This window comes from Acinetobacter sp. LipI_19, assembly GCF_058242925.1.
In genome coordinates this window covers 4,217,167-4,240,834 of the sequence record NZ_JBZAYK010000001.1, presented here as the reverse complement: position 1 = coordinate 4,240,834, position 23,668 = coordinate 4,217,167, and the positions used below count along the sequence as shown (strand labels likewise).

The 23,668-nt window shown below is 39.4% G+C and carries 21 protein-coding genes, 1 pseudogene and 1 riboswitch; of the genes and pseudogenes, 11 read left to right on the top strand and 11 right to left on the bottom strand.

Going from position 1 to position 23,668, the window contains the following annotated elements:
- The first annotated feature begins 599 nt into the window (after positions 1–599).
- Positions 600–1,877, top strand: a complete 1,278-nt coding sequence (locus AC4CVF_RS20305; RefSeq protein ID WP_336953648.1) for an O-acetylhomoserine aminocarboxypropyltransferase/cysteine synthase family protein — start codon at positions 600–602, stop codon at positions 1,875–1,877.
- Positions 1,878–1,954: 77 nt separating this feature from the next.
- Here the strand turns inward: AC4CVF_RS20305 and phoU are convergent, their stop codons facing one another.
- Entirely contained in the window at positions 1,955–2,677 is a 723-nt protein-coding gene (gene phoU / locus AC4CVF_RS20300; protein WP_490789878.1) for a phosphate signaling complex protein PhoU, read from the bottom strand.
- A 450-nt stretch (positions 2,678–3,127) separates the two neighbouring features.
- On the opposite strand from phoU, the gene AC4CVF_RS20295 reads away from it, so the two are divergent.
- The 7 genes from AC4CVF_RS20295 (at position 3,128) to gluQRS (ending at position 10,652) form a co-directional block, all read left to right on the top strand.
- Positions 3,128–4,144 (top strand): hypothetical protein, encoded by a 1,017-nt coding sequence (locus AC4CVF_RS20295; RefSeq protein ID WP_336953646.1) that lies wholly within the window; start codon positions 3,128–3,130, stop codon positions 4,142–4,144.
- Positions 4,145–4,209: 65 nt separating this feature from the next.
- Entirely contained in the window at positions 4,210–5,265 is a 1,056-nt protein-coding gene (locus tag AC4CVF_RS20290) for a hypothetical protein (protein WP_490789877.1), read from the top strand.
- Between the two features lie 53 nt (positions 5,266–5,318).
- Positions 5,319–5,452, top strand: a riboswitch (TPP riboswitch).
- 136 nt (positions 5,453–5,588) lie between these two features.
- Entirely contained in the window at positions 5,589–7,484 is a 1,896-nt protein-coding gene (gene thiC / locus AC4CVF_RS20285; protein WP_490789876.1) for a phosphomethylpyrimidine synthase ThiC, read from the top strand.
- 75 nt (positions 7,485–7,559) lie between these two features.
- Positions 7,560–8,180, top strand: coding sequence for an NUDIX domain-containing protein (locus AC4CVF_RS20280; RefSeq protein ID WP_336953643.1), 621 nt, complete (start codon positions 7,560–7,562; stop codon positions 8,178–8,180).
- A gap of 9 nt (positions 8,181–8,189) precedes the next feature.
- On the top strand, positions 8,190–8,999 hold the full coding sequence (gene cpdA, locus AC4CVF_RS20275; RefSeq protein ID WP_490789875.1) for a 3',5'-cyclic-AMP phosphodiesterase: 810 nt from the start codon (positions 8,190–8,192) through the stop codon (positions 8,997–8,999).
- Between the two features lie 209 nt (positions 9,000–9,208).
- A complete protein-coding gene (gene dksA, locus AC4CVF_RS20270; RefSeq protein ID WP_336953641.1) occupies positions 9,209–9,733 on the top strand; it encodes an RNA polymerase-binding protein DksA in 525 nt (174 codons plus the stop codon).
- Between the two features lie 4 nt (positions 9,734–9,737).
- On the top strand, positions 9,738–10,652 hold the full coding sequence (gluQRS, locus tag AC4CVF_RS20265; protein WP_336953640.1) for a tRNA glutamyl-Q(34) synthetase GluQRS: 915 nt from the start codon (positions 9,738–9,740) through the stop codon (positions 10,650–10,652).
- Positions 10,653–10,701: 49 nt separating this feature from the next.
- Here the strand turns inward: gluQRS and ftsW are convergent, their stop codons facing one another.
- From ftsW to glnK, 9 genes are all read right to left on the bottom strand, one after another.
- On the bottom strand, positions 10,702–11,898 hold the full coding sequence (gene ftsW, locus AC4CVF_RS20260) for a putative lipid II flippase FtsW (protein ID WP_419328005.1): 1,197 nt from the start codon (positions 11,896–11,898) through the stop codon (positions 10,702–10,704).
- Positions 11,899–11,921: 23 nt separating this feature from the next.
- A complete protein-coding gene (gene murD, locus AC4CVF_RS20255; RefSeq protein ID WP_336953638.1) occupies positions 11,922–13,268 on the bottom strand; it encodes a UDP-N-acetylmuramoyl-L-alanine--D-glutamate ligase in 1,347 nt (448 codons plus the stop codon).
- 258 nt (positions 13,269–13,526) lie between these two features.
- Entirely contained in the window at positions 13,527–14,072 is a 546-nt protein-coding gene (locus AC4CVF_RS20250; protein WP_004725292.1) for a VTT domain-containing protein, read from the bottom strand.
- Positions 14,073–14,180: 108 nt separating this feature from the next.
- The gene (locus tag AC4CVF_RS20245; protein ID WP_336953637.1) at positions 14,181–14,840 is read right to left on the bottom strand and encodes a riboflavin synthase; all 660 of its coding nucleotides are present in this window, start codon (positions 14,838–14,840) and stop codon (positions 14,181–14,183) included.
- A gap of 92 nt (positions 14,841–14,932) precedes the next feature.
- On the bottom strand, positions 14,933–16,237 hold the full coding sequence (locus AC4CVF_RS20240) for a DNA adenine methylase (RefSeq protein ID WP_419328006.1): 1,305 nt from the start codon (positions 16,235–16,237) through the stop codon (positions 14,933–14,935).
- On the bottom strand, positions 16,234–17,346 hold the full coding sequence (ribD, locus tag AC4CVF_RS20235; protein ID WP_336953635.1) for a bifunctional diaminohydroxyphosphoribosylaminopyrimidine deaminase/5-amino-6-(5-phosphoribosylamino)uracil reductase RibD: 1,113 nt from the start codon (positions 17,344–17,346) through the stop codon (positions 16,234–16,236). The genes AC4CVF_RS20240 and ribD overlap by 4 nt, the downstream gene beginning before the upstream one ends.
- 34 nt (positions 17,347–17,380) lie before the next feature.
- Complete coding sequence (nrdR, locus tag AC4CVF_RS20230; RefSeq protein WP_004725286.1) at positions 17,381–17,845, bottom strand: transcriptional regulator NrdR; 465 nt, start codon at positions 17,843–17,845, stop codon at positions 17,381–17,383.
- 144 nt (positions 17,846–17,989) lie between these two features.
- Entirely contained in the window at positions 17,990–19,396 is a 1,407-nt protein-coding gene (locus tag AC4CVF_RS20225; RefSeq protein WP_490789874.1) for an ammonium transporter, read from the bottom strand.
- 67 nt (positions 19,397–19,463) lie between these two features.
- Positions 19,464–19,802, bottom strand: coding sequence for a P-II family nitrogen regulator (gene glnK / locus AC4CVF_RS20220; protein ID WP_004725283.1), 339 nt, complete (start codon positions 19,800–19,802; stop codon positions 19,464–19,466).
- A gap of 291 nt (positions 19,803–20,093) precedes the next feature.
- Between glnK and AC4CVF_RS20215 the strand changes: the two genes are divergently transcribed.
- Positions 20,094–20,321 carry an accessory factor UbiK family protein gene (locus tag AC4CVF_RS20215; RefSeq protein ID WP_004725282.1) on the top strand — a complete coding sequence of 76 codons (228 nt, stop codon included), beginning with the start codon at positions 20,094–20,096 and terminating at the stop codon, positions 20,319–20,321.
- Between the two features lie 71 nt (positions 20,322–20,392).
- Positions 20,393–21,238: pseudogene (locus AC4CVF_RS20210) on the top strand (YifB family Mg chelatase-like AAA ATPase); the annotation flags it as partial.
- 112 nt (positions 21,239–21,350) lie between these two features.
- Here AC4CVF_RS20210 and AC4CVF_RS20205 read toward each other — a convergent pair.
- On the bottom strand, positions 21,351–22,058 hold the full coding sequence (locus tag AC4CVF_RS20205; protein WP_023187978.1) for a hypothetical protein: 708 nt from the start codon (positions 22,056–22,058) through the stop codon (positions 21,351–21,353).
- 429 nt (positions 22,059–22,487) lie between these two features.
- On the opposite strand from AC4CVF_RS20205, the gene AC4CVF_RS20200 reads away from it, so the two are divergent.
- Positions 22,488–23,570 (top strand): helix-turn-helix domain-containing protein, encoded by a 1,083-nt coding sequence (locus tag AC4CVF_RS20200; RefSeq protein WP_023187979.1) that lies wholly within the window; start codon positions 22,488–22,490, stop codon positions 23,568–23,570.
- Positions 23,571–23,668 lie beyond the last annotated feature (98 nt).

Genomic DNA, 23,668 nt, shown 5'->3' with positions numbered 1-23,668 from the left:
CGCTGAATTTATCTATTTTTGTTCAGATTTGTCCAATTGATTGAGATATTTTAAAAGCATCAAGAAAACATTTTCAACACCAATAATCTCAATCAAATTGCAATCTCAAACATTATCACCAACAAAAATTCGACTGATAATGATATACAAATTGTGTCTTGGTCTGAGTTGAACTTGGTGCATTGTAGTTTGACAATGATTACACAAGCGTCAGCACCAAACGCCAATGTTATATTTTTGGTTAAGGTCATCTGTGTTGTTGAATTTTGTTCATCATCAGAACATGCGGTCAAACCCAGTAAACTAGAGCGTACTAAAGTTAAAGTTGTTTTATGGCGAGTTAGTTTATTTATTACTGCTTATTTATTGTGTTTTTTAATAACAGAATTTATAGAAGTGTCTATGCTAGTTTGAGCAAATGACAGCTTAATGAACTCAGCGATATTCGGTCTCTATTTACTCGTTCAAACTGAATTCAACACGGGCTACAATGTTGGCTTTATCTATTTTTATGATTTTAAAATATATAAACCCTTGTTTACTTCATATATTTATTTGTTACACTCTATTGAAATTTAATAAAAAGTTGACGGAAGAACATGACATATAAAGATGAAACTCTTGCGATACATGCAGGCTATGAACCAGAAGCAACGACTAAAGCCGTAGCCGTTCCCATTTATCAAACAACCTCTTATGCCTTTGATAATACGCAGCACGGCGCAGATCTATTTGATCTTAAAGTTCAAGGGAATATTTATACACGTATCATGAACCCAACCACAGCTGTGCTTGAGCAACGCCTGAGCGCACTTGAGGGCGGTATCGGTGCTTTAGCATTGGCTTCTGGTATGTCTGCGATTACTTACTCAATCCAGACTATTGCAGAAGCAGGTGACAATATTGCATCGGTTTCAACGCTGTATGGCGGCACCTATAATTTATTTGCCCATACGTTACCTAAACAAGGCATTGAAGTACGTTTCTTTGATTACCAAGATCCTGAAGCATTGCGCGGCTTGATTGATGAAAAAACCAAATTGGTTTTCGTTGAGTCGATTGGCAATCCGTTGGGTAATATTATTGACCTAGATGCCATTGCTAAAATCGCACATGAATATGGTGTACCCGTCATTGTGGATAATACTGTTGCAACACCTGCCCTACTGAAACCTTTTGAACATGGTGCAGATATCGTGGTGCATTCATTGACTAAATATATTGGAGGTCATGGCAACTCGATTGGTGGTGCGATTGTCGATAGTGGTAAATTTCCTTGGGGCAAATATCCCGAGCGCTTCAAAGTCTTAAATACCCCCGATCCAAGTTATCATGGGGTGAACTATGTAGAAGCTTTGGGTGCTGCAGCATATATTGCCCGTGCACGTGTTGTCCCATTAAGAAATACAGGCGCAGCGATTAGCCCACTCAGCGTATTCTTAATTTTACAAGGTTTAGAAACACTAAATTTGCGTATGGAACGCCATACTGAAAATGCACAAAAAGTCGCTGAATATTTACAGGCGCATCCAAAAGTGCAATGGGTTAACTATGCAGGTTTAAAAGATCATCCACAGCATGCTTTGGCACAAAAGTATGTTAAAGGTAAACCCTCTGCAATTCTGTCTTTTGGGGTAAAAGATGGACGTGAAGGTGGTACCCGTTTTATCGACGCACTACAGCTGTTTACTCGCCTAGTGAATATTGGTGATGCAAAAAGTTTAGCCTGTCATCCAGCAACCACCACTCATCGTCAACTTAATGAAACAGAGCTAAAAGCAGCTGGTGTGAGTATTGATATGGTGCGTTTATCTGTGGGTATTGAACATATCGAGGATTTGATTGCGGACTTAGAACAAGCACTTGCTCAGGTGTAATTTTATTTTTGTAATCTTAAATATTACAAATAAAAAGACCTGAATGATTCAGGTCTTTTTATTGATCATAAATTCAATTACTTGCCTTGTACTTTTTGCTCAATTTCTTCAACGCTGGTATGACGAACATCAAAACCTTTTGCAATATAAATGACTTGTTCTGAGATATTACGCGCATGATCACCAATCCGCTCAAGTGAACGCAATACCCACATCACATTGATTACACGGCTAATATGACGTGGATCTTCGATCATGTAGGTCATTAGTGTGCGCGTCGAAGATTGGTATTCACGGTCAATATCTGCATCTGCCAACAAAACTTTTAAAGCCTGTTCTGCATCTACACGCGCAAAAGCATCTAAAGCATCATGAATCATTACACGCACTTGATTACCAATATGCCGTGTTTCCATATAACCACGCGGCGATTCACCCTCTTCACATAAAGTCTGTGCTATGCGGGCAATTTTTGCAGCTTCATCACCAATACGCTCTAAATCGGTATTGGCTTTACTCATGGCAATTACCATGCGTAAGTCGATTGCAGCTGGATGACGACGCGCCAGAATCAAAGTCAGTGCTTCATCAATTTCTCGTTCATAACGATTGACTGTATTGTCTTGAAATTGAACATCAATCGCCATATTGGCATTGGTATCCAATAAAGCGTGCACTGCATTTGCGACTTGTTGTTCTACCAAACCACCCATGGTCATAAATTTGGTATTCACATCCTGTAAGTCCTCATTAAATTGAGAAGATATGTGATGGTTTAATACAGGATTACTTGGGCTCAAGGTTAGATGCTCCACACGCAACAAAACTATTTTTATGGATTAATATTAAAGCACATTCATCATGAATATTTTATGACAAGTATTTTTCTTTCAAATAAATTTCTCAATATAGCTCATTTTGCTTCCAATCAAAGTGATTAGAGTAAATATACTACTACAATCTACTGAATTTAAATATGTAACTTTGCTATGAAAATCCATATAAACCCAATTCTTGATTATTTATCGAATGCTAATTTTTACCAACCTTAAGTTAGACACACGCCTCAGTTTCTTGCAAAAATTAACGTTTTATTATCACAAAACTACAAAATATTTCATTTATTTAGCCTCGATTCAGCGACAATGGCACCGAACAAAATTGAGCTTCTTTTAAATGCTGGTCGAATGAAATTTCCTCGCAATATCCTTCATTTTCTCATTTCAGGCATACTCGTTATATTGAGTTGCATGATGGTTATCGCATGCCAAAAACCAACGACTGACATTGTTAAAGAGTCTAAAGAGACTCCACCAAAAGAAAATCCAATACCTGATTTAACTCAAATTTGTCAAAATCTCAAAAATGAAATGCTTGCAATCAACGAAAAAAGAACCACACTTGCAATAGAGCAAGTCAATCAAGATATTCGTATGTGTTTGCCATTGATGAAACCTGCGGAACAAATGGTATTGATGCATCAGTCAAAACGTATGTATCAACAATTTTTACAGATCGAACGTACTTCAGAACAACAGCAAGCATTTGAAAATTATGCTTTAGATCAAGCTGCATACCCCACCATTCAACAAAGTAAATTTGAACAACTTAATCTTCGTGATCAATATTTATTACGTCACAAAGGGCAAGCTTATATTGAGCTGACCGAACAAACAGATGATAAAATTGTCTATCGTAGAAGCCCGCAATATCTAGCAAAAGTTTTCGCGCCGTATCTAACTGCGCCTGAACAAGTTTTTATCGAAAATCTTGCAGAACAAAATACTCACCCACTTTTTAAAAATCATAAACTCGATATTGATGCTGAAGAAACTGCCAAAAGAGCTAAATTTTGGCAAGATTACCTCCAAACCTACCCCAATAGCCCTTTTTTAAATGATGCGCAGTTCCTAAAAAATGCATATAGCAGTCTATTATTTTTAGGTACTGAAGAAGCACCTATTTCGATAAGTTTTGAAAATCAAACCGATATAGATGCCTTAAGTTGGTTGGTGATTGAACGATTGGCAAAATCTAATGATGGTGAGCTTTCAGCACAGGCGAAAAAGTTTGTTCATTTTTTAAACATGAGCAAAGAGCAAAGACAACAAAAAATTCAAATTAGTGAAAAAGAACGCACTAAACTAGAAAATATTCCTCAATTATTGGCACTTTCCCAACTCAATCAATATCTAAATCTAAGCCCAATCGACTTTAAGCGTGTTAAAAAAGATTGCTTTAGCGATGCGATTTGTTCTGACAGTTAGATGTTATTTCAGTTCAATTTTTATTATTCTTGTGGCATTCAATAACTCACAACAACAGTCATTCTATGAAAGTTTTAAAACAACATTTGTCACTCACAACACTTTTCATTTGTGTCCTATTCAGCGCTTGCCAAAAACATGAGAATAATCAAAAAAATGAAACAACCGAAGCAGCTGCTTCTGAAGTGGCTCAGACCCGTACAATTGAAATTCCAGCTATTCCACAAAACTGTAACGAGATAGCTACAAGCATCAAAAAATTAGAAAAAAAGGTTATCGTTGAAGATTTAAATGACCTCAATCAATTATTTAAAAAATGTCTCGCATCTACTCCATTAAAAACACGCTATCAATGGCAAGCAAAAATTGAAAACATTTATCAAAAACTCATCGCAGATGCCTCGCCTGAAGTATTTCAATATATGACCGACACACTTGCAGACGGTCAGTCGATGACAGCTCAACAAAAACAAGAACTGTATAAAAAGTTAAAACCACGTGAAAAATATTTAGTTGATCACTCAAAAGACTTATATTTAGCAAAATTTTATATCGGCGAAGGTGAGTACACCTTTGTACAGCATCCACAATATGATCTGGATACTTTTGCACCCTATTTAGAAAAATCAGATCAGGTCTACTTTAAACAGATCCGTAAAGAGTATACAGGTGCCAACTATATTATGGACGCAGGGTTAGCAATTAGTTTTGATGAAGTGGCCAATCGACTGTTATATTGGGAAAAATTCAATAAAGACTACCCCAACAACCATTTTAAACATCAAGTCGTAGAGAACATTGAACAATACCGTAGTGCACTTTTTCAAGGCGAGGACAACACTCGCACGCTCTGGTTCGATGACGATAAAATTGCAGATGAACAAGCAATCAAAGCGATTGAAAAAATTGCAGGAAGTAAAACTGCAAGTAGCCCAACTGCACAGAAATTTGTGAATTTAATCAATGCAAGTGAAACGCTTTGGCAACAAATGCCAAAACCATCTAGCCAGTATCCTGAAGATAATTCAGCTGAACAGCAAGACATCCGAGCACAACGTGAAGCATTTGAACAAAAAATTAGAAAATCTGTCGAGGTAATTCTGGCCCAAGAAAATAATTGAAATTGATATCTGTATGCCAGCATATTTTCAATAAGAACATGCTAAGATTTGAACATCGCTTGACGGAGCGCGAGTAATACCTCGCTGAGATTTAGTCAGTTTTGCATCTCCTTGCCAAAACTTAAACTAAAGTACCGTTGAACCTGATCAGGTTAAGACCTGCGTAGGAATCAAGCATCTAAAAACTGACAGCCCATAGTTTATCTATTTTTGTCGCAATAGCGCTTTATTCTGATGATGAATTTAGCAGATAAAATAGACTAGATTTGCCACCGTTTTTGGTCGTGCTTGATTCGTTGATGTCATTCATAAGGATCATTGTAATGAACCAATTAACGAATCTATCCCCTGCTGATCAATTGGCTCAACACGAGCAAGAAGCCAAAGATCTGACTCGAATTTTACCCGCATCTAAAAAAGTTTATATTCAAGGTTCACGCCCAGATATTCAAGTACCGATGCGTGAAATTGAACTCACGGATACCCCAACAGGCCTTGGTGGTGAAAAAAATCCACCAATTATGGTCTACGACACTTCAGGTGTTTATACCGATCCCAACGTACACATTGATTTGAATAAAGGCTTACCCAATGTACGTGAATCTTGGATTGAAGAACGTGCGGATACTGAGCATTTAGCCAGCTTAACCTCTAAATTTGGTCAAGAACGTCTGAAAGATATTCGTACTGCTGAAATACGTTTTGCCCATATTCAAAAACCACGTCGTGCAAAAACAGGCAATAATGTCACTCAAATGCATTATGCCAAGCAAGGTATTATTACGCCTGAAATGGAATACATTGCCATTCGTGAAAATCAACGCCAGCATGAGGGTGTAGATATGCGCCAACATGCAGGACAAAATTTTGGCGCCCACAACCTTATGCAAATCACCCCTGAATTTGTGCGTAAGGAAGTCGCTGAAGGGCGTGCCATCATTCCAGCCAATATTAACCATCCTGAATGCGAACCCATGATTATTGGACGTAATTTCTTGGTGAAAATTAATGCCAATATCGGAAACTCAGCTTTGGGTTCATCAATAGATGAAGAAGTGTCGAAAATGACATGGGCAACCCGTTGGGGTGCAGACACCATCATGGACTTATCGACAGGTAAAAATATCCACGAAACTCGTGAATGGATTATCCGTAACTCGCCTGTTCCAATTGGTACAGTTCCTATTTATCAAGCACTTGAAAAAGTCGATGGTGTTGCAGAAAACCTCACATGGGAAATTTTTAAAGATACTTTAATTGAACAAGCTGAACAAGGTGTCGATTATTTCACCATTCATGCTGGGGTCTTATTGCGATATGTGCCAATGACAGCCAATCGTTTGACTGGAATCGTATCACGTGGCGGTTCGATCATGGCGCAATGGTGTTTGGCACATCATGAAGAAAATTTCCTCTATACACATTTTGATGAAATCTGCGAAATCATGAAAGCCTATGATGTGTCTTTCAGCTTAGGTGATGGTTTACGCCCAGGTTGTATTCAAGATGCCAATGATGAAGCGCAATTTTCAGAATTACGCACTTTAGGTGAACTAACCCATCGAGCATGGAAACATGATGTTCAAGTCATGATCGAAGGGCCAGGCCATGTTCCAATGCATATGGTGAAAGAAAATATGGACCTGCAACTTGAAGTCTGTCAAGAAGCACCGTTCTATACCCTTGGACCACTCACCACAGATATTGCTCCAGGCTATGACCACATTACTTCTGCGATTGGCGCAGCAATGATTGGTTGGTATGGCACGGCCATGCTGTGTTATGTGACCCCAAAAGAGCATTTGGGCCTGCCCAATAAGAAAGATGTTAAAGACGGGATTATCACCTATAAAATCGCAGCACATGCTGCTGATTTAGCCAAAGGACATCCGGGTGCACAAGTCCGTGACAATGCTTTATCTAAGGCACGCTTTGAATTCCGTTGGGAAGATCAGTTCAATCTCAGCCTCGATCCAGATACAGCAAGATCGATGCATGATGAGACTATGCCTAAAGAGGCACATAAGTCCGCACACTTCTGTTCAATGTGCGGACCTAAGTTCTGCTCGATGAAAATCACTCAAAACGTGCGAGATTATGCACAAAATCAACAAAATGCAGCACAACCTGTAAATAACAAAACGGTTATAGAAGATGGTCTCAAAACCATGAAATCCGTTTATCAGGAACAAGGGCAAAAGTTGTACCATAAAGTGTAAAGTTTAAAAAAAACTTTTGTCTTTCACTATTTCTCAGTTAGGATGAAATGAATATGTTTCATCCTAACTGTGCACATGAACATCATTCAGCAAGCAACCTACACACATAATGATGTAGAAATACAATCTCGTGAATATGCCTTTAAAGGTTTTGTTCAAGTCGAAAAAGTGAGCTTGCGACACCGATTATTTAATCAAACTGAATATACCACAACCATCCAACGTGAATTGATTCGCCGTAAAGAGGCTGCTGGCGTACTGATTTATAATGATCAGCAACAGAAATTTGCATTGATTGAACAGTTTCGTGTGGGGGCGATTGATGATGTTGTTTCACCTTGGCAACTTGAAATCATCGCAGGTGTACTCGATGGAGATGAATCTCCAGAAAGTTGCATTCGGCGAGAAAGCGTTGAAGAATCTGGATGTGAATTAAATCAAATCAGACACTTGTTTAGCTTCTATCCATCTGCTGGTGCATGTGATGAAATCTTCCATCTCTATGTTGCTCAAGCAGCGTTACCCGCTGAAGGTGGGGTGTTTGGTATGCCTGATGAAAGTGAAAATATCAAACTTCATATCATTGATTATTCAGATCTGTGCATCTTATTACAAAGTAATCGTTTAAAAAATGCGCCTGTGATTATGGCTTTGCAATGGCTACAACAGCACTTGCATACATTTGAAAATGTCTAGGGGAAAGGCATGCAATCAGAGATATTGCCGCAAACTGATAAAGATAGAGTAATTATCCAAATCACAGATACACATCTGAAGGATAGACCTGAGGCTGAATTTGTCGGGATTAATCCTGAAGAAAGCTTTCATGCCGTTATGGATGATATTCAGCAACGCTATAAAAATATCGATTTAATTTTACATACAGGTGATTTGGCTCAAGCTGCGTTTCCAGAAACCTATGCGCGCTATTTAGATTATATGCAGCGTTTTGGTATCAATTTTTATCAAATTCCAGGAAATCACGACAATCTGAACTTGTTTCCCTTCCATGCGCCAGAACCGATTCCCGCAGTTATTGAGTTAGATCAATGGCGTATCATTTTGCTGAATAGTGCTGTGAGCGGGCGTACTGATGGAAACATTCAAACAGAACAATTGGCACATCTAAAACTGTTATTGGAAAAAATGAGCGACAAATTCATACTCATCGCTTGTCATCACAATCCTTTTGATATGCATTCGAAATGGCTCGATCAGCACAAGTTAAAAAATGCAGATGAATTAAAAGCTGTACTTGAACCATTTGATAACATCAAAGCTGTTTTACATGGTCATGTTCATCAAGAGTCCTATAATATATGGAATGGAATACATTTTATTTCTACGCCTGCGACTTGTGTGCAATTTAAACCACTCAGCCAAGAGTTTTCATTTGATCCGATTGCACCTGGTTACCGTTGCTTACATTTAAAAGCCAATGGTGAATTTGATACCTTTGTACACCGCTTGGATCACTTCAAAGTTACAATTAATGAAGAAATTTCAGGTTACTAGCTTTTCATTTTTGTTTTTTTCTATTAAGTTATTCGTCCAACGAGATATGCAGAAAGTCTAATTCAGGGTTAGGTGACTTTCATCTTGGTAAAAAAATCTATATGATGACGCCCCCGATAGATTCATTCTGTTGGTAGTGATAAAAAATACTTGCATATCACCATATTTTTTGCGTATAGATAATACGTATATGATGAGGAATGCCCTTTATGGCGAATGACAACCAAAATCAAGTCTTGGAAGAACAAACAGCAGCAGATGATAAGTCTGTAAAGCGAGTGCGTAAAACCAAGCCGAAGACCAATGAAAACGGTACTACAGCAAGTCTATTCGGTATCGAGCCTTATCAGCCAAAGAAAAATGAAGAATACATGTCTGAGGGGCAGCTCGAACATTTTCGTAAAATTTTGCTGGCATGGAAAGCTGAATTGATGTCGGAAGTGGATCGCACCCTAAATACAATGCAAGATGAATCTTCTTCTTTACCTGATGTAAATGACCGTGCTACGCAAGAAGAAGAGTTTGCCATTGAGTTACGTACCCGTGACCGTGAACGTAAACTTATTCGCAAAATAGAGCAATCTATTGAAGCGATTAAAAATGACGACTATGGTTTCTGTGAAACGTGTGGTATCGAAATTGGTTTACGCCGTTTAGAAGCACGACCAACCGCAACTTTATGTATCGATTGCAAAACCCTTGCTGAGATCAAAGAGAAGCAAAATAACGGTTAACGCTGTGTCAAATTCCTCCCCACCCCTCTCTTTTCCAAAGGGAGGGAGGAAGAATACTGTATACAAAGGACGGTTTGCACCTTCACCCACAGGGCCGTTACATTTTGGCTCCTTGGTGACTGCTGTTGCGAGTTATTGCGATGCTAAAGCTCATCATGGGCAATGGATCGTCCGAATAGAAGATACGGATATTCCACGTATTTATCCAGATAGTGAACAGCACATTTTAAAGTGTCTAGACGCTTTTGGTTTCCAATCTGATGTTGAAATCGTTTATCAAAGACATCGCTTAGACATTTACCAGTCAGTAATCGAACAACTCAAACAAAACAATTTAGTTTATGCTTGTGAATGTACCCGAAAAATATTAGGGTCAAATCATATCTACGCTGGAACTTGCCGAGACAAACAGCTCGACTTCGAAAACCAAGCCATTCGTTTAAAAGTGTCTGATCAAAATATTTGTTTCAATGATCGATTACAAGGGCAACATTGCGCTAATTTACACCACGATTTAGGTGATTTTGTTCTCACACGTCGTGACGGCATTATCAACTATCAATTGGCAGTCGTTGTCGATGATTATTTACAAGAGATCAGCCATGTGGTACGTGGTGCGGATTTATTGGATAATACTGAACGTCAAATTTGGCTAGGGCAGCTTTTAGGCTATCCCGCTCTTGAATATATGCACTTGCCGCTTGCAATGAATCATCTAGGGCAAAAACTCTCTAAACAGAACCATGCTCAAGCCCTTGATGTCAAACATGCGTCTGAATTGCTTTTAGAGGCGATTATAGCGCTTGGACAAGCGCCAGTGGACTTAGATCAGCCAGATAAAATGTTGGTTCAAGCCATCACTCAGTGGGATATTACAAGTATTCCCAAAGGAACAGAGATAAAAGCCATTTACCAATAAAAAAGCCACTTTTGATCAAATGGCTTTTTTATTCAAATTAAATAAATTGCTAAAAACTGGACTCTTCTCGCGCTGGATTAGCATCTTTGGTGGTTGCATCAATTTTAAGAATTAAACTGATCATCACCGCACACATAATTAAAGATGAACCACCATAACTAATAAATGGAAGCGTCAGCCCCTTGGTCGGTAACATTCCCATATTCATGCCTGCATTCACTAAGATCTGTAATAAGAAAATAATGCTAATCCCATAAGCCAAATAACCTGCTCGCAAATATTGATGATTGAGCGCACGTTGACCAATACGAATACAGCAAATCAACATCACAAACGAGAGCAACAAAACAGTCGAAATACCAAAGAAACCGAATTCTTCACCTAAAATTGCCAACATAAAGTCGGTATGTGCTTCTGGTAGATAAGACATTTTTTGAATACTATGTCCTAAGCCTACCCCAAACCATTCACCACGACCAAACGCCATCAATGCATTCGACAATTGATAACCTGAGCCTAAAGGATCAGCCCAAGGGTTTGAGAATGACATTAAGCGCTCATAACGATAAGGTTCAAACACGATCAATGATACAAATGCCACCAGAATCGCACCAAATGCAAAGCCAAACTGGATCATAGGCGCACCAGCCAAGAAGAATACACCCAGCATCGAAACTGCAATAACCACAGTTGCACCTAAATCAGGTTCTGCAATAATCAGTCCGACCGTCAGCAACATCACCACACCAAGACGTACCAAGCCCTTAATATTATTACGGACTTCTTCAGCACGGCGGACCACATAGTCCGCCGTGAATATCGCCATCATCACCTTGGCGACTTCGGTTGCCTGCAAGGTAAATCCCCCGACACGAATCCATCGTGTTGAGCCATTAACCTCAGTACCCACAACTAAAACGGCGAGCAATAAAGCAATGGTGATCAACCACAATGGAAAGGTATTTTTAAACCAAAGGTTGAGTGAAACTCGATAGGTAATTGCGGCCGCAACAAAAGCCACCACAATCGAAATTGCATGGCGAATCACATAGTGAAATTCGTTTTCATGCATTCTTTCTGCGTAAGGCATTGAAGCCGAAGCCACCATCACCGTTCCAATACATAACAATGATATGACGCAAAATATCAGTACATTACGTGGTGTAATCTCTGCCGGCAATTTTGGCATCCAACGATCATACACTTGGTTAATCTTACTTATAGTCGTCTGAGCTAACCCAGCCATACTTTATTTCCTTATGATTCTTTTTAGTTTAGAGCATTTACATATTCAACAAAGCGATGACCACGCTCAGGATAGCCTGTAAACATATCAAAGCTTGCACATGCAGGTGATAATAGCACTACATCTTGCGCATGCGTATGTTGTTGACAAAGTTCTACAGCTTGTTGCAAAGATGCTGCATGTAGAAGTTCTGTTGTCCCTGTAATGGCGTTTTCAATAATTGAGCTGTCTTCACCAATCAGTACTGCAACTTTGGCATATTTTTGCAGAGACTCACGTAGTGCAGTAAAATCCTGTCCTTTGCCCTGACCACCCAGAATAATCGCAACCTGACCATCTTGTGCTTCAATTGCAGCACCTAAGCCATCCAATGCAGCCAAAGTTGCACCGATATTGGTGCCTTTAGAATCATTATAATAACGCACACCATCGACTTCTTTAACGAATTCGCAACGATGCTCTAAACCTTTAAATGTTTTTAAGGTTTCAAGCATTTTGTCTATAGGCAAACCAATCGCTTCACCTAGAGCTAAACATGCCAAAGCATTGGCAACATTATGTGTCCCTTGAATATACATCTCTGAACTTTTGAGTAGACGTTCACGACCTCGCGCTAACCAAATCGTACCGTTATCTTCTCTTAGGATACCGTATTGTTTTAAATCAGGTGCATTGAGCCCAAAGCTTTGCATCGGTGTAACATCTGGCACCAATGGACGCGTCAATGAATCGTCACGGTTATATACGACTTTTTTCACACCTTGGAAAATACGATGTTTTGCCGCATGGTAACCTGCCATATCCCCATGACGGTCCAAGTGGTCTTCACTCATGTTCAAGACCACAGCCACTTCGGCATTTAAACTCGAGGTTGCTTCCAATTGAAAGCTGGAAAGCTCAAGGATATAAACATCTGGATCATCATGGGTTAAATCTAAAGCTGGGCGACCCAAGTTACCCCCTACCGCAACCTTTACTCCTGCTTCTTGCGCCATTAGGCCAATCAAAGTGGTCACGGTACTTTTTGCATTTGAGCCAGTAATCGCCACAATCGGTTTATCTGTAGCACGGCGGAGAATTTGAATTTCACTGATGACTGGAATGCCTTTTGCAATCGCAGCTTGAATTGCTGGTAACTGAGGATCTAACCCGGGACTAATGACGATCTCTTCAGCTTGCAAAAGTAAATCTTGATCGAGTTGACCAAAGCTGGTTTGAACTGCTGCTGGAATTTGCTCATGTCCTGGTGGAACTTCACGAGAATCTGTGACTGCAACACGGTAGCCATTTTCATGAAGAAAATTTACTGCTGAAACGCCTGAAATTCCAAGCCCAGCCACAACTTTTAACCCACCACGTTGTATTAACATTTTTGCTCACCAGCATTAAGATTTTAAAACTTGCAAAATGTTAGCACTTTGGCGATTTGAAAGCTTTTTCTGTTTTCACTTTCTAGATATTTTTTGTGTCAGTGCGTAAAAATAGCAGCAAATTATTTTGATAAATACATCTGATTTTTTAAATAAAACCCCTCGTGATTTTATTCTATTCTCAACATGAATAAGCCGAATGTTGAGGATCCATATTCGGCTTATTCATCGGGGCAGTTTACGACTGTCTAAATCTGATTAAAATGAATCGAGCAGTAAAGATAATAAGTTACCCGCGCCATAACCCGCACCAAGCAATAGCGCAATCCAAATCCATCCACCTAAAATGTTATACAACATGAATACAGGCATTTTCATATGCCCTGCACCTGCTGCAAAAGGAGCAAAAGAACGAACAAAAGGCACAAAACGGGCAACGAGAATGGTTTTCCCGCCATGCTTTTCAAAATAATGATTGGTCTTTTTAATATATTCAGGCTTAAACCAACGTGAATGCGCATGGAAAAACTTAAAACCTAGCGCACGCCCAGTATAATAGTTAACCATATAACCCAAAATTGAAGCAATAATCAGCAACACACCCATATAGTGCAAATGCACAGATTCAGCGGTAGAACATAAAGCACCGACAGCAATCAATAAACTATCGCCAGGGAGAAAAAACATAAAGACTGAGCCAGTTTCTGCAAAAATGATTAGAAACAAAATGGCATAAATCCACAACCCGTAATTCTCTAAAAAAGTGGGCAATAATTGTTCTAAATGCAATAAAAATTCAAGCAATACTCAACTCTCTTACAGAAGAATTCACGATATATTAGCCTAATTTAATCATGTATATATTAAAAGGCCTAAATAAATTAGGCTTTTTTAATCGGGTTTTGTTTTTATTTATTTTAAAAAACCATTGGCTGCCAGAAATTCCATACTGAGTTTAGACTCTGCTTTTGGCTCAGCAGCTTTATCACCAAGTAACAATCTTTCTATATAACGTGCCAATACATCCACTTCTAAATTCACTTGAGAACCCACTTTCCACGTTCCAATATTGGTCCGTTCAGCAGTATGTGGAATTAAATTTAAACTTAATATATTTCCACGTAAATGGTTGATAGTAAGGCTAATCCCATCTACAGTCACAGAACCTTTTTCAGCCAAATATTTAGCAATTTCAACAGGTGCAGTGACTTCGAAATACAGTGAGCGAGCATCTGAACGTACTACGGTGATTTCACCCACAGCATCGACATGCCCACTGACGATATGTCCACCGAAGCGTGTTGTTGGCAACATTGCTTTTTCTACATTGACCGCCTGCCCCGCTTTCCAACTTGCTAAAGTCGAACGATTTAAACTTTCACGGGATACATCAGCAGCATACCAGTTGTTACCCCAGTCGATCACAGTTAAGCAGATCCCATTGGTCGCAATAGAGTCGCCCAAATGCACATCAGACATATCCAAGTCAGTCTGAATACGTAAGCGCACATCACCACCTACATTTTGTAAACTTTCGACTTTACCCAAACTTTCAATGATACCTGTGAACATAATTCTACCTACTGCTGCAGTGAGAGAAACTGATGAAGTTCAATCTTGTTTATTTTGCACTTGCTACATATTTTAAAGGCAAAGGCGAGTTGTTACCATAAGGCCAATTGCGTACTGACACCTGATGTATCCACACCACCCAATTCTGCAAAATGATAGAGTTGACCCAACAGCTGACGCAATGGTGGTCCGGACTTGGAATGAGTATCGGTGATCACAATAAACTCAAGAACACGTGCGCGCTCAGACTGACGTTGTTTACTGACACGATAGCGAGGCACATCCTGAGTCAATAAGGTGACTTTGCCACGTTTCAGATTAGCTGCCAATAAGTCTTTGGCTTCAATATTGCCATCAGTGGAGTAACTGGTGAGAATATAACGCGCATTAATGGTTTCCAGTAAATTCTCATAGGCTTCTTGTGCATACTTAGAGGAGTTATAAGGACTTGGACGTTCTTTACGCCATGCACGGTCAATCCCGCTTTTAAAACCTTTTGTATCCGGTGTAGGTAAATCAGTTTGATCCCAAAGTGTTAGCGAGTTGAGCACATGATAATTGCTACTATAGGCATGTTGGTTATAAGGTGGATCTAGATAAGCCACATCAACTTCAAAACCACTCATCTGATTCGCCAAATGCTGTGCATCCACACACCACACTTCTGCCATAGGGGTTTTCTGTTGATTATGTCCTACTTCACTAAAGCGGCTGGGTGTAAGCCATAATAAAGATTCAATACGTTCTAACGCAGTTTGGGTTTTTCCACCCCAACCATGATGGAAGCTTTTAAATACACCGCTGGTATTGCTGACAAAACTTGCCGAATAGAGCAAAGGTGCCAATAACGCACTCATTTCTACATCGTCAATTGCACCCTGTGCTTGCCAAGTAGCAATTTGCTGGCGAATTGCATCTATGCGCATCCCATTGCGGCGTTTAAAAAATAAACGGTCTCGTGCAGGGTCATAAATTTCATCATTGCGCGGACAAAGGTTATGGGTAACCCATCCTTTCACTTCAGGCAAGCGGTTTAAATAATCGATGGCTTTCTGATACCCACCCAATTCTTTAAATGCAGGTGCATCTGTGCATGCCAAAATGGCATGATTTAATGCATGACTATAAGGTTCCCAGTCATTGGCAATCACCCTATAGCCATTTTGACGAGCTAAGCGCGAAACCACACCACTGCCAGCAAAAAAATCGGCAAAAATTGGGGCGCGTTTACCCTTAGGATTCAAAGTTCCTGTGATTTCAAGCGCTTCAAGAATCAGATGCAACAAACGGCGTTTGTTTCCTAAATAGGGAACTAACTGATGAAAAAGATATTCATCTGTTGTACGCGCAGCATGACGACGTTTATGGTAAACCGATGATGTTGACTCTGGATTCATACTGACTCTTGTGAAGGGATAAGTCTTAAGCGAATGTCATCACCAAACTGATGAACATCTTGTAACTTAAAACGTAATTGTTGTGCCATCGTTTCAAATTCGGCATTGAACATGGCACGTGCTGATTGTCCTAAAAAGGTCGGGGCAACATAACTGATTAATTCATCCACCAGATTTCCCTGCAAAAATGCAGTGGATAATGTCGCACCAGCTTCAACCAACACATCGTAAATTTGGAAATCTTTTAAAGTAGCAAGCAAATCTTTTAAAGATTGAACTTCTAATTGTACCACGCCCAGCTTAGCAAGTTCTTGACGAAATGGCCCCATGACCACCACTGTTTCAGGTGTGTTAAGAATTTGAGCATTGAGTGGCAAGCGACCTTGTCGGTCTAAAATCACACGCTTAGGCTGTACAATCTTTGCAATATCAATATCGCCCAATGAACGTACATTTAATTGTGGGTCATCTGCCAAAATAGTATCAATCCCAGTAATCACTGCACCTGAAATGGCCCGCCAATGCTGAACATCTTGACGTGATTCGGCCCCAGTAATCCATTTAGACTCACCAGATGCCATTGCAGTACGACCATCTAAACTGGAAGCAACTTTTAAACGAACATAAGGCAACCCTGTTGCCATTGCCTTTAAAAAGCCTTTATTGAGTTGTGCCGCTTGTTGCTCACAGATCCCTGTTTCAACCTTAATCCCTGCCTGACGTAAGATATCAACACCTTTACCAGCCACCAAAGGATTTGGATCAGCACATGCAACAACAACCTTACTTACACCCGCTTCAACCAGCCCTTTGGCACAAGGTGGTGTACGGCCATAATGCGCACAAGGTTCCAATGTAACATAAGCAGTTGCACCTTTCGCAGACTCGCCTGCTTGACGCATTGCAAAAACTTCTGCGTGTGGTTGCCCAGCTCGAGGATGATAACCCTCTCCCACCCATTGTCCATCTTTTACAATGACACAACCGACGTTCGGGTTTGGTCGTGTGGAATATTGTCCAAGCTTCGCAAGCTCAATTGCTTTCTGCATCCAAACCTGATCTATGTTTAAACAATCTTCGGGTTTAGAGTTTGAATCAAACTCAGACATAAAATTCCTAATCAATAACGTTCAAAAAATAAAATTAGTGGTCTTGCCCACGATCTTGCATTTGTTCAATTTGATGACGAAAAGCATCGATATCTTGGAAATCCTGATACACCGATGCAAAACGCACATAAGCCACATGATCCAATGCAAACAAAGATTTCATGACGATTTCACCAATGGTGCGTGAACGTACATCACGTTCACCCAAACGGCGAATTTGTAATTGAATATCACTAATGACGGTTTCAATCTGTTCTTGAGTCACAGGTCTTTTTTGTAAGGCGTGCATTAAAGAACGTCGTAATTTTGCTTCATCAAATGGTTCATTTTTACCATCTGACTTGGTCACACGTGGCATCACCACCTCATAACTCTCAAATGTCGTAAAACGTTCGCCACAGCTGATACATTCACGACGTCGACGAATCTGGCTACCTTCAGCAGCCAAACGAGAGTCGATTACTTTACTATCTGCAGCATTGCAAAATGGACAGTGCATAGTGGTTTTATTGAACAAAATTCATGATTTCAGCTAGTGTAGCAAAAAAACCTTATTTTGTTGAGCCTTTCGCAAGATATGGAAAAAAAACAGCCCTTACGGACTGTTTTATACTATATATAGTTATTATTCAGATCTTATTAATTATTCGATACGTTCGCCATGTTGGCTTAAATCGAGCCCCATACGTTCATCATCAGATTCAACACGGATCCCAATCACAACATCGATGATTTTAAGCAAGATAAAAGTCACAATTGCTGAGTATGCGATGGTTGCTAACACACCTTCAACTTGCACCCATAATTGATGCATTACATCCGTTGGTGCTTTATCACCCATAATGAATGAGCTTGCAAATACAGCTGTTAAAATCGCACCAACAATACCGCCTACACCGTGTAAACCAAACGCATCCAATGAGTCATCTGCTTTAAGGATACGTTTAAGACCAGAGATTCCCCAGAAGCATACTACACCACCGATTAAGCCCATGATCAACGCACCACTTACAGTCACAAAACCTGCCGCTGGCGTAATCACAACCAGACCAGCAACTGCACCCGATGCCGCACCCAATACTGAACCTTTACCACGAACAATTTTTTCAACCACTAACCAAGCAATTGCTGCCGCTGCTGCTGCAATTTGAGTCGTTACTAAAGCATACGCTGCTGAACCATTTGCACCCAAAGCAGAACCACCATTGAAACCAAACCAACCGACCCATACCAAGCTTGCACCCAATACAGTTAAGGTTAAGTTGTGTGGCGCCATAGATTCTTTGCCCAAGCCCATACGTTTACCCAGCAAATACGCAGCAACTAAACCTGCAACACCAGAGTTAATATGAACAACAGTACCACCCGCGAAATCAAGCGCACCATCATTCATTAACCAGCCACCGCCCCATACCCAGTGAGCAATTGGTGCATAAACAATAATGACCCAAATTGTAATGAACGTGATCCAAGCACTAAATTTCATACGATCAGCCACAGAACCACTGATGATGGCAACGGTAATGATCGCAAAAGTCATTTGGAAAATAACGAAAAGAATTTCTGGAATTGTGCCACTCAGCGCATCTGTTGTAATCCCAGATAACATGATTTTATCGAAACCACCAATAAAAGCATTACCAGAACCAAATGCAAGTGAATAACCAATGACCACCCATACGATGCTGACCACTGCTGCAGCAGTAAAGCTTTGCGCCATAGTCGCAAGCACATTTTTCTTACGCACCATACCGCCGTAGAATAATGCTAAACCGGGAATTGTCATCAGCAATACAAGTGCTGTAGATACAAGAATCCACGCTGTATCACCTGTATTTAAAGTTGGTTTTTCTACTTCTGCTGCTGGCGCAGCTGTGGCAGCCACCGTTTCAGGCGCAACGGTTGCCGATGTATCGGCGACTGTCGCAGTCACATCACTTGCCGTTGAAACAGCTGTAGATGCAGGCTCAGCTACGTTTTCTTCTGCCCACGCAACTGATCCGCCAAGAAGTGCGCCAGACAGGCTGAGCGCTAATAGCATTTTTTTCATTCGTATCCCCCAACCTAATTTTGTGAGTTATGTATTGATATACATAACCAGCAATCTTCGTGCCAAATTAAACAGCGTCTGGACCTGTTTCACCTGTACGAATACGAATTACTTGCTCTAAATTAGTCACGAAAATTTTTCCATCACCAATTTTGCCAGTGCTAGCAACGCGTGTAATAGATTCAATCACTGAATCTACCATGTCATCACTGATTGCGATTTCGATTTTCACTTTAGGCAGAAAATCAACAACATACTCAGCGCCACGATAAAGTTCAGTATGCCCCTTTTGACGACCAAAACCTTTAACTTCAGTTACGGTAATCCCTTGAACGCCTATATCAGACAGTGCTTCACGCACGTCATCTAATTTAAACGGTTTTACAATTGCAGTTACGAGCTTCATATTGTTTTCCTTCGGCTTATTTCACCAGTAAGGTTTTATGTTCAATTTTCATGCCAATCTTATTAATGGTTGGGGTGATTAATTCAATCAACATGCATTGCCTTTATAACCTATTGTATATACTTAGGTGAAGTTGCAACTTTAAAAAACACATAATATTGCGTGTTTTTTTAGATTTCATTGCTAAATTATAGGAGACATTATGCTTTAAGCAGCGGATAAAAAATTACTTAAATAAAATGAATACGCGATGTTACACTAGGCGAAGAGCATTACTAATTTGGATTCCTCATGATTGAAACATTATTACAAGCAATTTTAGAACAGGTCGATCAGCCTAAAAAAGATATAGAACATAATTTGCGCGCTTTGCTAAACGAAGCCATTTCTAAAATGGATATCGTTTCAAAAGACGAAATTGAACGCCAAAAGACTGCACTAAATAATGCCAATTTACGATTGACCGATTTACAAGAACAGGTCAAAGCACTTGAGGTGCTGATTCAGGATAAAAAATAAACTAAATTTGCACTTTGTTGGTGCAAAAAATATAATAATGATTAAAAATAAAGCACCAGTGGAAAACAACAATGTCTTTAGCCAAAATTTATACCCGAGGCTTGCTCGGGCTGCATGCACCTTTAATTGAAGTTGAGGTCCATGTTAGTGCAGGGCTTCCTTCTTTAACAATTGTTGGCTTAGCTGAAGCAGCAGTTCGTGAAAGTAAGGATCGCGTTCGATCAGCCATCATTAACAGTGGCTATCAATTCCCAACCAAGCGCTTGACCATCAATCTCGCACCTGCGGATCTTCCCAAAGATGGCTCTCGTCTAGATCTGCCCATTGCACTGGGTATCTTAATTGCCACGGGACAACTTCCTGAAAATGTCACAGATCATTTTGAGTTTATTGGTGAATTAGCACTAGATGGACACTTAAGACCAATCACAGGGACCTTAACCATTGCAATGGCATGTCAGATGGCCAAACATCAATTGATGCTGCCACAGGAAAATGCCGCTGAAGCAGCGCAATTGCCTGAATTTCAAGTTTTTGCTGCTCAGCACTTAAAACAGGTGTGTGAGCATTTCTTAAATCTACACAAAATTGAGGTCACTGCTACACAAAAAATACAGCAGAATAATGCCTACAAATTTGATTTATCGGATGTTAAAGGGCAATTACGCCCACGGCGTGCTTTAGAAATCTCAGCCGCAGGTGGACATTCTATTTTATTTAAAGGCCCGCCAGGTACTGGTAAAACCCTTTTAGCTTCTCGCTTACCGAGTATTTTGCCAGCCTTAAATCCACAAGAAAATCTTGAGGTTGCCAGTATTTATTCAATTGCAAAGGCAAAACATCATTTTGGACAACGTCCATTTCGCGCCCCTCACCATACTGCATCAGCGATCGCCCTCGTCGGTGGTGGTTGTCATTTACAAACAACTATGCGACATTCCAAACAACTATGCGACTTAGAAAATGGAAGCGATAGTATATTGAGAGAAAAACAGTTTTGCACTGTTGTTCTCTCATTTCCTATTTAGTTCACCAAGAGGTTAAATTAGAATAATAGTCTGGTTGGCCTATACCATGATTAAGAAAAGTTTCTTCAGTTTTAAGCATTCTATCAAGCAATCTTTTTTTCAATGCCTCATTAGCATTCATATGTAGAAATTGCATTGCAAACACCTGTAACATGCCATTAAGGGTCAGCAATATACTTTCAATATCCTCATAGGCACAGACAGGTTGTTTACCTTTAAATAGCACATTCAGTAGCTCACCACGACCATGTGTGAAAGTTGAATACTTCTCGTACAAAGCTTTACCTTGCTTTGTGAATTGCTTGAAGTGTTTATGAAAATCTCCATTGTCTGGGTCTTCAAAATTATCTAAAGCTGTACTCATCTGAAAAAAACTAGCAAAGTCTTTTGGTTGAGTAATTAACATTTCAACATCTGTCCCTTTAGGCTGTTCTATAAACTCTAAATAAAAACACCTAACATATATTTCTAGCATCGTACGAGCTACGACGACAGCGGAGGAAAAATGATCTTCTTTCATAAGTAATTTAAAGGAAAGATAATGCGTTTGGAACAACTGAAAATATGCTCTATTAATACGCTGATATTGATCATCCTCGTCTATCTGAACTGAAGCTGAAATTTTATTTACTTCATTCTGAGTCTTATCAAGCTCTCTAATTATAAAGTGAATACGTTTTTTTCCATCCTTATTCAAGTTCATTTTCATTTTAAATCCTTTATTTAATTACACTCTGGGAGAAAAGGAAACAATCGTCCTTAAACCTAATTTTAGCAAGAATAAATCACTTTAGAATTCCCTCCAAATGGTCAAATATTTAATAAAAATACATTTTCTAAATAATCGAAAGTCAAACTGCCCCTTATAAGAACACTGATCATCCTCTATCTTTACCCAAATATTTTAATGCTCAAATTTTGACATAAAATTCTATAGTGAAATTAAAATCTTTCAAATAGAAGATAAAATCAAAAACACTATATGTTGTGCTAAAAACCAAAATGACCACTACATAAAGCAATGTAAGGTAAAAAAGAAACAATTTAGGAATAATTTGAAGAAAAATTTGCATAAGGTTTTTTGTTCAGTTATCATTCGATTAACTTGATCTGTAAGTCAATGATCTTGGAGGTGAATATGACTCATTTCAATCCTGACATGCTTAGTATTGCACGAAACTTTCGTGGTCTTAGTCAAACTGAACTAATTGCTGAAATGGGACAGTCTATTACTCAGGCTTCATTATCTAAAATTGAAAGTGGGGACTTAAAACCCTCCGATGAAGTTATCCATAATCTATCCAATGCCCTACATTTCCCTATACGATTTTTCGAACATATTGAAAAGCTAAATGCACTGCCAATTAGTTTGCATGCATACAGAAAAAAAAGCTCTACCACAGCTAAAGCATTGAGCCGCATGAATGCTGAAATGATGTTAAAAATGGGCCATGTACAAACATTAGAATTATTCACAAATGTGCCAAAAAGAAAAAACTCCTTACCAACTTTTAAAATTGGCCTAGATGTAAACACTCCTCAAGAAGCGGCTAAAAAGCTTAGATCATTGTGGGCGTTAGGAAATGAACCTCTTGAAAACCTAACTGCCACTGTGGAAGATGCCGGGGTTTTAGTCTTTTTATGCGACTTTAAAGATAATAATGTTGATGGCGTATCCTTAAAAATGCATGGTGTGTCTCCATGCGTATTTCTAAATGCAAACCAGCCAAATGATAGAATACGCTTCACATTAGCACATGAGCTTGGGCATTTGGTCCTCCATGAAGAGCCATCTGAGTTTATGGAAAAAGAAGCAAATGACTTTGCTGCCGAATTCTTAATGCCAGAAGAAAAAATTATTGATCAATTAGTTTCAACCAATTTAGCTCATTATCTAAGACTTAAAAAGGAATGGAAAACCTCAATGGCGGCCTTAATCTATAGGGCGTCAGAGTTAGGAACTATAACTTCAAGTCAAAGTGCCAATTTATGGCGGCAAATGGCTATGCGTGGTTATCGTAAAGTTGAACCAAATGAATTGGATCGAGAAGCGACATATAGAGTAGCTTCAATGCTTTTTGACTACGCAATAGATGCAAAAAAAACATCAGCATCTGTCATTAGTGAGTTATCTCAATTATTTGACTTATATGAAGATGACTTTAAAAAACTATATTATTTTGACCTAGATTCAATGGAGACTATTGAGATGGTTTCGTAAATTAAAAAGCCGACTCTATTGGGTAGAGTCGGCTTGATAGATTTTCACACAGGAAAGGCATATGGCTCTAAGCCCTACGCATACCTCATGTTAGATCT